The sequence below is a fragment of the Streptococcus sp. NLAE-zl-C503 genome (assembly GCF_900104285.1).
Classification (GTDB): Bacteria; Bacillota; Bacilli; order Lactobacillales; family Streptococcaceae; genus Streptococcus.
The window spans coordinates 258,890-271,452 of sequence record NZ_FNJT01000001.1; the positions used below are offsets into that span (position 1 = coordinate 258,890).

Here is a 12,563-nt window from a genome sequence, read left to right on the forward strand (position 1 = left end):
AGGGGAGTCCAGAGAGACTCACAAGGTGTCAGATAAAAGGGATAGGGGGTTCTCTGTGGGGACTTTTTAAGTGTGCGCATGAGTTCTAGCCTAACCCAACTGAGGCCTTGCATTAGCAAGGCCTTTTCTTTATCTGGTCCCCTTAAAATTTAAGGAGGAAAAGTCATGAATCCCACATGTAAGAAGCGTTTGGGTGCCATTCGTTTGGAAACCATGAAGGTGGTCGCACAAGAGGAAATTGCGCCAGCAATCTTTGAATTAGTCCTAGAAGGGGAGATGGTTGAAACCATGCGAGCAGGTCAATTTCTACATCTGCGCGTGCCTGATGATGCCCATCTCTTGCGCCGTCCTATTTCAATTTCGTCTATCAATAAGGATAAGAAGCAGTGTCATCTCATTTATCGGATTGAGGGTGCTGGGACCGCCATTTTTTCAACATTAAGTCAGGGTGATACTCTTGATGTGATGGGGCCTCAGGGAAATGGTTTTGACTTGTCTGACTTGGACGACCAGAACCGAGTTCTCCTCGTTGGTGGTGGGATTGGTGTTCCACCCTTGCTCGAGGTAGCCAAGGAATTGCATGCGCGTGGGGTGAAAGTAGTGACAGTCCTCGGTTTTGCCAACAAGGATGCTGTTATTCTCGAAACCGAATTGTCCCAATATGGTCAGGTCTTTGTAACGACAGATGATGGTTCGTATGGCATCAAGGGAAATGTGTCAGTCGTCATCAATGATTTAGACGGTCAATTTGATGCTGTTTACTCATGTGGGGCTCCGGGAATGATGAAGTACATCAATCAAAGATTTTATGATCATCCAAGAGCCTACCTATCTCTGGAATCTCGTATGGCTTGTGGGATGGGGGCTTGCTATGCCTGCGTCCTAAAAGTTCCAGATAGTGAGACTGTCAGTCAACGCGTCTGTGAAGATGGCCCTGTTTTCCGCACAGGAACAGTTGTATTATAAGGAGAAAGTCATGACTACAAATCGCTTACAAGTTTCTCTACCAGGCTTGGACTTGAAAAATCCTATCATACCAGCATCAGGCTGTTTTGGTTTTGGTCAAGAATATGCCAAGTATTATGATTTAGACCTTTTAGGCTCTATTATGATCAAGGCGACGACACTTGAACCCCGTTTTGGCAATCCTACTCCTAGGGTGGCAGAAACAACTGCTGGTATGCTCAATGCAATCGGCTTGCAAAATCCTGGTTTAGAAGCTGTTTTAGCTGAAAAGTTGCCTTGGTTGGAAAGAGAATACCCAAATCTTCCTATCATCGCAAATGTTGCAGGCTTTTCAAAACAAGAGTACGCTGCTGTTTCTCGAGGAATTTCCAAGGCTACAAATGTAAAAGCTATCGAGCTCAATATCTCTTGTCCGAATGTGGATCACGGCAATCATGGACTTTTGATTGGGCAAGATCCTGACTTGGCTTATGAAGTGGTAAAGGCAGCTGTGGAAGCTTCCCATGTGCCAGTTTATGTCAAGTTAACCCCTAGTGTGACGGATGTTGTCACCATTGCCAAAGCCGCAGAAGATGCAGGAGCAAGTGGCTTAACCATGATCAATACCCTTGTTGGTATGCGCTTTGACCTCAAAACTAGAAAACCAATCCTAGCCAATGGAACAGGTGGAATGTCAGGTCCAGCAGTCTTTCCAGTAGCCCTCAAACTCATCCGCCAAGTCGCCCAAACAACAGGCCTTCCCATCATTGGAATGGGGGGAGTGGATTCGGCTGAAGCAGCCCTAGAAATGTATTTGGCAGGAGCATCTGCTATTGGTGTTGGAACAGCCAATTTTACCAACCCTTATGCTTGTCCTGATATCATCGAACATCTGCCAAAAGTCATGGACAAATATGGCATTAGCAGTTTGGAAGATCTCCGTCGAGAAGTTAAAGCCAGTCTGAGATAAACTAGGTCTTCCTTATCGTCAACAAGACATAGAATCTTCATCAATTTGTAATATTTTCGTTAGTCAACTATGTTACAATAGGTTTTATAAAATAGTAATAGTGTAGATAGTTTTCTACTGAGGAGAATAAAATGAAGAAGATACTACTTGCAAGTACTGTTGTTCTTTCTATGGCAGGATTTGCAAAGACATCTGTACATGCTGAAGAATCTCAGGTTACGAAAAAAACTCAGACCACAGATGTAGTCGAGAAAAAAGAGGAAGCTGCTCCCAAGAAAGAAGTTCCTAAAGTCGAGGCGAAGAAAGAGCCAGCTGTAAAAGAGGAAAATCCTTCCAAAAAGGAAAAAAAAGAGGAAGTTATTAAGGAAGGTTGGAAAAAAGAGCAAGGAAACTGGCGTTTTTATGAAAATAACCAGCCTGTCGTAAACTGGAAAAAAATTAGTGGTACTTGGTATTACTTTGACAAAAACGGTATTATGCTCAGCAATACTATAGTTGATGGTTACCTTATCAAAGGTAACGGTACTATGGCAGAAAATGTTTGGGTGAAAATATCTGACAAGTGGTACTATGCTACAGCTTCGGGAAAGATTTCTCGCGACAAATGGGAAAATATTGAAGGTAGCTGGTACTATTTTGATAAAAACGGAATCATGCTTAGTCGCACCATCTATAATGACTATCTCTTCCAAGGTAGTGGCGCAATGGCAGAAAATGATTGGGTAAAAATATCTGACAAGTGGTACTATGCAACAGCTTCGGGCAAGATTTCTCGCAATAAGTGGGAAAAGATTGAAGGTTCTTGGTATTACTTTGATAAAGATGGTGTCATGCTTAGTCGCACCATCTATAATGACTATCTCTTCCAAGGTAGTGGCGCAATGGCAGAAAATGATTGGGTAAAAATATCTGACAAGTGGTACTATGCAACAGCTTCGGGCAAGATTTCTCGCAATAAATGGGAAAAAATCAAAGGAACATGGTACTATTTTAATAGCGATGGTGTGATGGCAAGTAGCCAGTGGAAAAGTGACTACTTTCTGAAAGATAGTGGCGCTATGGCGGAAAAAGAGTGGATTTTTGATAAATCCTACAATAGCTGGTTCTACTTGAAGTCAGGTGGGGCCTACGCTTCCCGTGAATGGATTGGCTCATACTACCTTAAATCTGGTGGCTATATGGCCAAAAATGAATGGATTTTTGACAAAGATTACGATGCTTGGTACTATCTAAAAGATGATGGTCGATATGTAACAGGTACTTTTAAGATCAAAGGTAAAGAGTATTCCTTTCAGAATAATGGGAAGTGGATCTCAGAGGCAAAATATTACAAAGTAAAACCGATTACTGCTTATGTTTATAGTGCTTCTGGTGAAAGATTGAGTTATGTATCACAGGGAACCATCGTCTCGCTTGGAGATGCCCAATCTAAAAAAGATAGTCAAATACCAGTCAATATTTCTGGTTTATCCGGCTTCATGAATAAAAGTGATTTAGTAGCTATTGATAAAGATAGTGAATTTGTCCCTCATTATACAAGTGATGGCAAGTATTTTTACCATGAGTTATCACCTTATGTAAGTCTCCGTGTTGCGCCACATAGCTCAGCTATGACTATTGGTAAGAAATATTATTCAACTGATGGAATTCATTTTGATGGTTTCACCATTGAAAATCCCTTCCTCTTTAGAAATTTAACTAAACCAAGTAATTACAGCGCAGCTGAATTGGATAAAATTTATTCTTTGATGAATATTCGGGATAGTCGCCTCGCTGGTAAGGGAGCTGTTTTTAAGGAAGCTGAGGAACGATATGGTGTAAATGCTCTTTACCTAATGGCTCATAGTGCACTTGAGAGTGCTTGGGGGCGGAGCCAGATTGCCAAGGATAAGAATAACTTCTTTGGAATTGCGGCTTATGATTCGAGCCCATATGCCTCAGCCAAAAAATTTGACGATGTGGACAAGGGAATTCTCGGAGCGGCCAAGTGGATTCGTGAAAATTACATTGACTATGGCAGAGACCACCTTGGAAACAAAGCGACAGGAATGAATGTTCGCTATGCTTCTGATCCATACTGGGGTGAGAAAATAGCCAGCATCATGATGACCATTAACAGCAAACTTGGTGGGAAAGACTAATCAAAAGAAATCAACGGTAACTACTGAAAAGTGGTTATCGTTTTTGTTTTGGACATTGGAAGAAAAATAGTATAATAACGGCCTCTTTATTCTTGAATAATTAACAAAATGATAGTAGAATGAAAGAGGAGATGTTAATCTAATTACTATATGAAAACAAAGGAGACTTTCATGAAAAAGTTACTATCCTTCTCAATTGCCTTGCTTTCGATTACAACACTAGTTGCATGTTCTGGACATAAGGTAGAATCAAAGGTTCCAGAAGAAAAAATTGAACAGAAGCAAATTAAGTTCGATGAAAAGTTATTTAAAGAAGCTGGACTCTTGCCTTTTAAAAATGAAAAGCAACTAGAACTTGGGGAATTGGATTCTAAATCACGCGCGACGGGTGCTCATATTCAACTCAAGGACAGCGATGAACCAACTGAGAAGAGAGAGCCTAAGATAAGTTATAACCCAGTTGGTTGGCACAATTATAATTTTTATTATGGAGATGGCTCTAAAAAGGCTTGGTTGATGAATCGTGGTCATTTGATTGGGTACCAGTTTAGCGGATTGAACGATGAAAAGAAAAACTTGGTTCCTATGACTAACTGGCTCAATGCTGGTACATATTATGGTACAGATAACACAAATCAAGAAAGCATGCTTTATTACGAAAATCGATTGGACTCTTGGTTGGCCAATCATCCGAACTACTATCTTGACTACAAGGTGACCCCAATCTATCAGAAAGATGAATTGATTCCGAGACAAATTGAATTGCAGTATGTGGGAATTGATGAAAATGGCAAACTCTTGGAAATCAAGTTGGGTGGTAGTAAGGAAAAGATTGATCAGTATTCTGTGACGCATGTCGTTTTAGACAATGTTTCAGCTAATGCGGAAATCAATTACTTGGACGGTACGGCTAAAAATACAGTTGAAAACAAAGAAGAAAAAGCTAAAAAAGAAGCTGAAGAAAAGGCCAAGAAGGAAGCTGAGGAAAAAGCCAAGAAAGAGGCTGAAGAAAAAGAAGCAGCTGAAAAGAAAGCAAAAGAAGAAGAACAGGAAAAAGCACGTCAGGCCGCACAAGAAAAGGAAGAAAGCCAAGAATCAAACTCGCAATCAACTAATTCAGGTGGCTACTTTAGAGATAAAAACGGAAGATGGCACAGACCAAATGGTAAATTTGCTTCTAAGAAAGAAATTAGAGAAGCGGGATTGCAGTGGTAGGAAGAATTTAGTAGATATACAGTCAAAAAGCCGTTGGAAAACGGTTTTTTGTTATAATTAATTAAATGAAGAATTTAGCATTAAAGGAGAAAAACTTGATGAGATACATAACTCTTGGTCAAGATGACAAAGAATTATCAGAAATTGTTCTCGGAATGATGAGAATAAAAGATAAGTCTGTAAAAGAAGTTGAAGAGCTTGTAGAAACAGCACTTTCTGTTGGAATCAATGCTTTTGACTTGGCTGATATTTATGGTCGTGGTCGTTGTGAAGAACTGTTAGGTATTGTCCTAAAAAATCGTTCAGATTTAAGAGAAAAGATGTGGATTCAGTCCAAATGTGGCATTCGCATTGAAGAATTTACCTATTTTGATTTTTCTAAGGACTATATTATAAAATCAGTTGACGGAATTTTGCAAAGATTGAAGATTGATCATCTAGATAGCTTGCTTCTTCATCGACCAGATGCTTTGATGGAATCTGACCAAGTAGCAGAAGCCTTTGATCTTCTTTATAAACAAGGTAAGGTCCGAGATTTTGGAGTTTCTAATCAAAATCCTATGATGATGGAGTTGCTTAAAAAAGATGTCAAGCAGCCGTTAGCTGTTAATCAACTACAATTGAGTGCGGCTTTTACTCCAGGATTCGAATCAGGTTTTCATGTTAATATGGAAGATAGTCAAGCAACTATGCGAGATGGCAGCGTTTTTGAATATTGCAAATTACACGATGTGGTCATTCAAGCATGGTCTGTCTTACAATTCGGGTATTTTAAAGGGAACTTTGTTGGTAATGAGAAATTTCAAGCTTTGAATCAAGTACTTGATCGTCTAGCTTTTAAATATGGAGTAACCCCTTCAACTATTGCCATTTCTTGGATATTGCGTTATCCAGCAAAAATGCAGGCAGTCGTAGGTACAACAAATCCTAAGCATTTGAGAGAAGTTAGCCAAGCGGCAAACTTTAGCTTAACAAGAAAAGAATGGTATGAAATTTATCTTGCAGCAGGGAATAATTTGCCGTAAGTAGAAGCAGATTTAAATAAATCACAGTCAAAAAGCCGTTGTAAAGCGGTTTTTTTGTTATAATGAAGGGGAGAATTATTGATATTAAAGGAGAAAAACATGACATTTGAAGAGATCCTGCCTGGATTAAAGGCTAAGAAAAAATACGTACGTACTGGTTGGGGAGGTGCTGAAAACTATGTCCAACTTTTTGACACTATCGAGCAAAACGGGGTTGCCCTTGAAGTGACACCTTATTTCCTAATCAACGTGTTTGGAGAAGGAGAAGGTTTTTCCATGTGGAGCCCGACACCATGTGATGTTTTGGCGACGGATTGGGTAGAAGTGCATGACTAGACGTGTATTGATCACGGGAGTGAGTTCAGGAATTGGTCTAGCTCAAGCTCGCCTCTTTTTAGAGAAGGGTTATCAAGTTTATGGTGTGGATCAAGGAGAAAATCCAGTTTTAGATGGTGATTTCCACTTTTTACAGAGAGATTTAACTCTTGACTTGGAGCCAATTTTTGACTGGTGCCCTCAGGTGGATGTTTTGTGCAATACTGCTGGAGTTTTGGATGCTTACAAACCACTTTTGGAACAGACAGCGCAGGAAATTCAAGAAATCTTTGAAATCAACTATGTGACTCCAGTTGAGATGACACGACATTATTTGACGCAAATGCTGGAAAGTAAAAAGGGAATCATCATCAATATGTGTTCGATTGCCTCAAGTCTAGCTGGTGGAGGTGGTCACGCCTATACTTCCTCTAAGCATGCCTTGGCTGGCTTTACCAAGCAGTTGGCTCTAGACTATGCAGAAGCTGGGATTCAGGTCTTTGGGATTTCTCCCGGAGCAGTCAAGACAGGTATGACTGCTGCAGACTTTGAACTAGGTGGATTGGCGGACTGGGTAGCTAGTGAAACGCCTATCAAGCGTTGGATTGAACCAAGTGAGATTGCTCAAGTTAGCCTTTTCTTGGCTAGCGGTCAGGCATCTGCCATGCAAGGACAAATCCTGACAGTGGATGGTGGCTGGAGTTTGAAGTAGGGGAATCTGATGGAAATCAAAAATCACTTTGGTGTTTATGGCGTTTGCTTTGAAAATGGGAAGTTACTCTGCATTGAGAAAACGAGAGGTCCTTATCGACATCGTTTTGATCTACCTGGTGGTAGCCAGGAAGTAGGTGAAGGGCTGACAGAAACCCTTAAGAGAGAAGTTCTGGAAGAGACAGGATATAAGCTTAAAGGTTACGCTAATCCTAGGATTTATGATGTGCTGGTTCAAGAAGATGGGCAAGACTTTGCAGTACACCATATCATGGCATTTTATGATATAGTACTTGATTTCGAACGCTATCAAAAATCACTTCCTCATGAAGTTCTTGATGGAAGTAATGATTCAGCAAATGCACTTTGGTTGAATTTGGAAGAAATTACTGCCGATAATGCTTCTCCTTTAGTGTTGCAGGTTAAGGCAGAGTTACTAGGATTTCCAGAATTAGATATGACAAGCTATAGAAATTGGAAGGTGAAGTAGGGGGATAATGGAACTATTTAAAACATGGAAGAAAAATATGGTTCTCTATGGTCTTAAATCCCAAATCGGAACTGTCTACCGAAACAGTGATAGGACAACAAGTTTTTATGATGTTGGGAATTTTCTATACCTAGCAGGGAAGTTGGATTCCAGATTTTGGGAAGATTTTTGTTAGAAAATATGGTTTAGATTATAAGATTATTATTTCAGAAAATACCAATTGGCAAGATTTTCTGCATCGGAAAGTGGGGCTAAATTCTTTTACTCGCTATTCTTTTAAAGATAAGACAAATTTTCAAGTTGAATTTCTAAATGATCTAGTTAGTCATTTAGAGGAAGGTTACAATATTGTGCCTATTGATAATCATATTTATACCTGCTTTTCTGAGGAAGAATGGTCACAAGATTTAAAGGGAGATTTTGAGTCCTATCAGGATTTTGCTTTAAAAGGTGGATTTGGCTTTGTGGTTCTTAAAAATAATGAACTGATTGCTGGGATTTCCTCAGGGTTAGTTTACCGTGGAGCAGTTGAAGTGGAAGTTGCAACTAGACCAAACGAACAAGGAAATGGCTTTGCTAAAAAGCTTGGTGCTGCAATGATTCTAGAGAGTTTAAATAGAGATATGTTTCCTCTTTGGGATGCTCATAACGAGGCTTCCAAAAAAGTAGCAGAATTTTTAGGATATGAGTTAGTTGAACCTTATGAAGCTTTTGAACTGGAAGAAAGTTTTATATAATAATATCTGATATTGTATCTTTTAAGACGAGGTGAATGGACATGCAAAACCAACTGGCTCTTAGTGGAGAAAAAATTATTAAAAAAGTTTATCCTCAGTTATTGCACCACGTCGGTATGATTCGTGGGGAATACTTGTTGAGAGAGCTTAACCAAAACATCCTGTTACCAAGTTGTCAGCAATTTATAAAAGATTATCTAGATACTATCTGTTCCCTATACTCAGATGAGGAGGTCTGGTATCGTTTTTCAGAATTAACGAATACAGAAGCTAATTATCTAAAGGGGACTAAAGAGTATTTTGATGAAAATCATCCCTTATTTGGATATAGAGGAACTAGGCGTTTATTGGCGTGTCCGAATGAATTTCAGGCTGAGGCACGTGTCGTTACAAAAGTTTATCAAACCAATCCCAATCTGTCTGTTATTTTTCCTTTTGTGAATGATGCTGAGCAGTTAAAGCAAGCTATTACAGTATTGCGTGAGCATGGTTTTACTGGGAAAATCGGCACAATGGTTGAATTACCGTCAGCTTATTTTGACTTGGACAGGATAATGGAAACTGGTATTTCAAAGATTATAGTTGGAATGAATGATTTGACTTCTTTTGTTTTTGCAACTGTGAGAAACAGTCAATGGCATGATGTGGAAAGTCCAATAATGTTAGATATGCTAAGAGATATGCAGAATAAAGCAAGGATAAAAAAGATTGACTTTGCTGTAGCAGGCTATCTGAATGCTTCTTTCATAGAAAAAATGAATCAGTTGGGTATCAAGTGCATTATCCACTACAGTTCTATTCCAGAGATTTTTAATTTAGAGATTGACCATCCAGACCACCTCAAACGTGTAAAAGAAGTAAGTAAAAAATTACAAAGGAGTAACCTATGACACCGCAAGAAATGTGGAAAGCATACAAGCAAATCAACCCCTCTATCGGCGATGAGATAGATGCCTGGGCTTTTGGAGTAGATGCCGATCTCTTGGCAGATTTGGTTTTAAAAGGCGAAAAGACAGCAACCGCCTCAGCCTACGATCTCTACGCATTAGAAGGCGAATCTCTACCACAAGAAGGGACCTTTGACATCATTTTAGATAGCCAAGATCGGGCTGTCTGTATTATCGAAATTACAAAGGTTTCCGTTCAGCCTTTTCATCAAGTGTCAGCCAACCATGCCTATAAGGAAGGGGAAGGAGACAAATCTCTGGCCTATTGGCGTCAGGTTCATGAGGAATTTTTCACTGAGTGGTTGAGGGAGGCTGGACTGACTTTTACACCTGACAGCAAGGTTGTTTTAGAAGAATTTCGCAAGGTCTACCCACTGTAGACCGCTAGGAGGAAGAAAGTTTTGGAAATCACCGTCCAATCCTTTTTTCTTAAGCAAAACATGATATAATAAGTTTGTTTGAAGAAGAGTAAAACTCTTAAACTTAGAATAGGAGAAAACTATGCAAGCAGTTGAACATTTTATTACGCAATTTGTTCCTGAACACTATGATTTATTTTTAGACTTGAGTCGTGAGACCAAAACGTTTTCTGGTAAGGTGACCATTACTGGTCAAGCACAGAGTGACCGTATTTCCCTTCACCAAAAAGACTTGGAAATCACTTCTGTAGAAGTCGCGGGTCGGGCTCGTCCATTTACAGTTGATCATGACAATGAAGCACTTCATATCGAATTAGCTGAGGCTGGTCAAGTTGAATTAGTCATTGCTTTTTCAGGAAAAATCACAGACAACATGACAGGGATTTACCCTTCTTACTACACAGTAGATGGTGTCAAGAAGGAAGTCTTGTCTACTCAGTTTGAGAGCCATTTTGCGCGTGAAGCCTTTCCGTGTGTAGATGAGCCAGAAGCCAAAGCAACCTTTGATCTCGCTCTTCGTTTTGATCAGGCAGAAGGTGAGTTGGCCTTGTCAAACATGCCTGAAATTGATGTTGAAAACCGCAAGGAAACAGGTATCTGGAAGTTTGCGACAACACCTCGTATGTCTTCCTACTTGTTGGCTTTTGTTGCTGGTGACTTGCAAGGGGTGACCGCTAAAACTAAAAATGGTACCCTCGTAGGAGTATACTCAACCAAAGCACATCCACTTTCTAACCTTGATTTCTCATTGGACATCGCCGTTCGCTCGATTGAGTTCTACGAAGATTACTACGGAGTTAAATATCCAATTCCTCAATCACTCCACATCGCCCTTCCTGACTTCTCAGCTGGTGCCATGGAAAACTGGGGTCTGGTAACCTACCGTGAAGTTTACTTGGTTGTGGATGAGAACTCGACCTTTGCCAGCCGTCAACAGGTAGCCCTTGTCATCGCACACGAGCTTGCCCATCAATGGTTTGGTAACCTCGTTACTATGAAATGGTGGGATGACCTCTGGCTCAATGAAAGCTTCGCTAACATGATGGAATACGTCTGTGTCGATGCCATCGAGCCAAGTTGGAATATCTTTGAAGACTTCCAAACAGGTGGTGTGCCGGGAGCACTTAAACGTGATGCGACTGATGGCGTTCAGTCTGTCCACGTCGAAGTCAAACACCCAGATGAAATCAATACCCTCTTTGACGGAGCTATCGTCTATGCCAAAGGAAGCCGTCTCATGCACATGCTTCGTCGTTGGCTAGGTGATGCTGATTTTGCTAAAGGTTTGCATGCTTACTTTGAAAAGCACCAATATGGAAATACCATTGGTCGTGATCTATGGAATGCTCTCGGACAAGCGTCAGGACGTGATGTTGCAGCCTTCATGGACTCTTGGTTGGAACAGCCTGGTTATCCAGTTCTCACTGTCAAAGTTGAAAATGATGTCTTGAAGATTTCACAAAAACAATTCTTTATCGGTGAGCACGAAGACAAGAACCGTCTCTGGGTGGTGCCACTGAACAGCAACTGGAAAGGTTTGCCAGATACACTCGAAACTGAAAGTATTGAAATCCCTGGCTACGCAGCTCTTCTTGCTGAAAATAAAGGAGCCCTTCGTCTCAACACTGAAAATACAGCCCACTACATTACCGACTATCAAGGAGACTTGTTAGAAGCTGTTCTTGCTGAGCTAGAGACACTTGATAACACAAGCAAACTGCAAATCGTTCAAGAACGTCGTTTGTTGGCTGAAGCAGGGCACATTTCTTATGCTGACTTGCTCCCAGTCCTTGATAAACTTGCTAAGGAAGAGTCTTACCTTGTCGTTTCAGCTGTTTCTCAAGTTATTTCTGCCCTTGAGCGCTTTATCGATGAAGGAACAGAAACTGAGAAAGCCTTTAACTGTCTGGTTGCTAAATTGGCTCGTCACAACTATGATCGTCTTGGTTTTAAAGCCAAAGATGGTGAATCAGATGAGGATGAATTGGTTCGTCAGTTAACTATTTCCATGATGATTCGCTCCAATGATGCAGGAGCTAGTCAAGTCGCTAGCCAAATCTTTGCAGCTCACAAGGAAAATCTTGCAGGACTTCCAGCAGCCATCCGTGCACAAGTTCTCATCAATGAAATGAAACACCATGAGACCAAGGACTTGGTCGCAACTTATCTGGACCTCTACACTCATGCGACAGATGCTGTTTTCAAACGCCAGTTGGCAGGAGCTCTAGCATACAGTACAGATGCTGACAATATCCAAACCTTGATTCGTTCATGGAAGGATAAGTTTGTTGTGAAACCACAAGACTTGTCTGCTTGGTATTACCAGTTCCTAGATCATCAAACAACTCAAGAAACTGTTTGGGTCTGGGCGCGTGAAAACTGGGATTGGATCAAGGCAGCTCTTGGAGGAGATATGAGCTTTGATAGCTTTGTTATCCTACCTGCCCATGTATTTAAGACAGAGCAACGCTTGGCAGAGTACAAGGAATTCTTTGAGCCACAGCTCTCTGACCTTGCTCTTAGCCGTAACATTCGCATGGGGATCAAGGATATCGCAGCGCGTGTTGACTTGATTAAGCGTGAGAAAGCAGCAGTAGAAGCTGTTGTAGCACAATATGCTAAAGCTTAATTCGTTCGAAATGTAAATA

At 40.6% G+C, this 12,563-nt stretch carries 11 protein-coding genes and 1 pseudogene; all 12 read left to right on the forward strand.

Annotated features, from left to right (window positions below):
- The first annotated feature begins 165 nt into the window (after positions 1–165).
- The 12 genes and pseudogenes from BLS46_RS01250 to BLS46_RS01305 all read left to right on the forward strand — a co-directional run bounded on the left by BLS46_RS01250 (position 166) and on the right by BLS46_RS01305 (position 12,544).
- Positions 166–966, forward strand: a complete 801-nt coding sequence (locus BLS46_RS01250) for a dihydroorotate dehydrogenase electron transfer subunit (RefSeq protein WP_093584952.1) — start codon at positions 166–168, stop codon at positions 964–966.
- A complete protein-coding gene (locus tag BLS46_RS01255; RefSeq protein WP_180364029.1) occupies positions 929–1,915 on the forward strand; it encodes a dihydroorotate dehydrogenase in 987 nt (328 codons plus the stop codon). Before BLS46_RS01250 ends, BLS46_RS01255 begins: the two co-directional genes overlap by 38 nt.
- Before the next feature lie 131 nt (positions 1,916–2,046).
- Positions 2,047–4,056, forward strand: coding sequence for a glucosaminidase domain-containing protein (locus BLS46_RS01260; RefSeq protein WP_093584958.1), 2,010 nt, complete (start codon positions 2,047–2,049; stop codon positions 4,054–4,056).
- 171 nt (positions 4,057–4,227) lie between these two features.
- Complete coding sequence (locus tag BLS46_RS01265; RefSeq protein ID WP_093584962.1) at positions 4,228–5,271, forward strand: DNA/RNA non-specific endonuclease; 1,044 nt, start codon at positions 4,228–4,230, stop codon at positions 5,269–5,271.
- Between the two features lie 98 nt (positions 5,272–5,369).
- Positions 5,370–6,296 carry an aldo/keto reductase gene (locus tag BLS46_RS01270; protein ID WP_093584966.1) on the forward strand — a complete coding sequence of 309 codons (927 nt, stop codon included), beginning with the start codon at positions 5,370–5,372 and terminating at the stop codon, positions 6,294–6,296.
- A 99-nt stretch (positions 6,297–6,395) separates the two neighbouring features.
- The gene (locus BLS46_RS01275) at positions 6,396–6,632 is read left to right on the forward strand and encodes a DUF2829 domain-containing protein (protein ID WP_045591612.1); all 237 of its coding nucleotides are present in this window, start codon (positions 6,396–6,398) and stop codon (positions 6,630–6,632) included.
- Positions 6,625–7,323, forward strand: a complete 699-nt coding sequence (locus BLS46_RS01280; RefSeq protein WP_093584969.1) for a 3-oxoacyl-ACP reductase — start codon at positions 6,625–6,627, stop codon at positions 7,321–7,323. Before BLS46_RS01275 ends, BLS46_RS01280 begins: the two co-directional genes overlap by 8 nt.
- Positions 7,324–7,332: 9 nt before the next feature.
- On the forward strand, positions 7,333–7,812 hold the full coding sequence (locus BLS46_RS01285) for an NUDIX hydrolase (protein ID WP_093584972.1): 480 nt from the start codon (positions 7,333–7,335) through the stop codon (positions 7,810–7,812).
- A gap of 7 nt (positions 7,813–7,819) precedes the next feature.
- Positions 7,820–8,549, forward strand: a pseudogene (locus BLS46_RS01290) (GNAT family N-acetyltransferase).
- A 41-nt stretch (positions 8,550–8,590) separates the two neighbouring features.
- Entirely contained in the window at positions 8,591–9,439 is an 849-nt protein-coding gene (locus tag BLS46_RS01295; protein WP_125415119.1) for a putative PEP-binding protein, read from the forward strand.
- The gene (locus BLS46_RS01300) at positions 9,436–9,876 is read left to right on the forward strand and encodes an ASCH domain-containing protein (protein WP_093584975.1); all 441 of its coding nucleotides are present in this window, start codon (positions 9,436–9,438) and stop codon (positions 9,874–9,876) included. The genes BLS46_RS01295 and BLS46_RS01300 overlap by 4 nt, the downstream gene beginning before the upstream one ends.
- Positions 9,877–9,997: 121 nt before the next feature.
- Positions 9,998–12,544 carry a M1 family metallopeptidase gene (locus BLS46_RS01305; RefSeq protein WP_093584978.1) on the forward strand — a complete coding sequence of 849 codons (2,547 nt, stop codon included), beginning with the start codon at positions 9,998–10,000 and terminating at the stop codon, positions 12,542–12,544.
- Positions 12,545–12,563 lie beyond the last annotated feature (19 nt).

What these genes read in the sequence shown, in the direction of transcription:
- BLS46_RS01255 (WP_180364029.1), top strand. Translation starts at nt 929, where the DNA reads ATGGCCCTGTTTTCCGCACAGGAACAGTTGTATTATAAGGAGAAAGTC.
- BLS46_RS01270 (WP_093584966.1), top strand. Translation starts at nt 5,370, where the DNA reads ATGAGATACATAACTCTTGGTCAAGATGACAAAGAATTATCAGAAATT.
- BLS46_RS01280 (WP_093584969.1), top strand. Translation starts at nt 6,625, where the DNA reads ATGACTAGACGTGTATTGATCACGGGAGTGAGTTCAGGAATTGGTCTA.
- BLS46_RS01300 (WP_093584975.1), top strand. Translation starts at nt 9,436, where the DNA reads ATGACACCGCAAGAAATGTGGAAAGCATACAAGCAAATCAACCCCTCT.
- BLS46_RS01260 (WP_093584958.1), top strand. Translation starts at nt 2,047, where the DNA reads ATGAAGAAGATACTACTTGCAAGTACTGTTGTTCTTTCTATGGCAGGA.
- BLS46_RS01295 (WP_125415119.1), top strand. Translation starts at nt 8,591, where the DNA reads ATGCAAAACCAACTGGCTCTTAGTGGAGAAAAAATTATTAAAAAAGTT.
- BLS46_RS01265 (WP_093584962.1), top strand. Translation starts at nt 4,228, where the DNA reads ATGAAAAAGTTACTATCCTTCTCAATTGCCTTGCTTTCGATTACAACA.
- BLS46_RS01275 (WP_045591612.1), top strand. Translation starts at nt 6,396, where the DNA reads ATGACATTTGAAGAGATCCTGCCTGGATTAAAGGCTAAGAAAAAATAC.
- BLS46_RS01305 (WP_093584978.1), top strand. Translation starts at nt 9,998, where the DNA reads ATGCAAGCAGTTGAACATTTTATTACGCAATTTGTTCCTGAACACTAT.
- BLS46_RS01250 (WP_093584952.1), top strand. Translation starts at nt 166, where the DNA reads ATGAATCCCACATGTAAGAAGCGTTTGGGTGCCATTCGTTTGGAAACC.
- BLS46_RS01285 (WP_093584972.1), top strand. Translation starts at nt 7,333, where the DNA reads ATGGAAATCAAAAATCACTTTGGTGTTTATGGCGTTTGCTTTGAAAAT.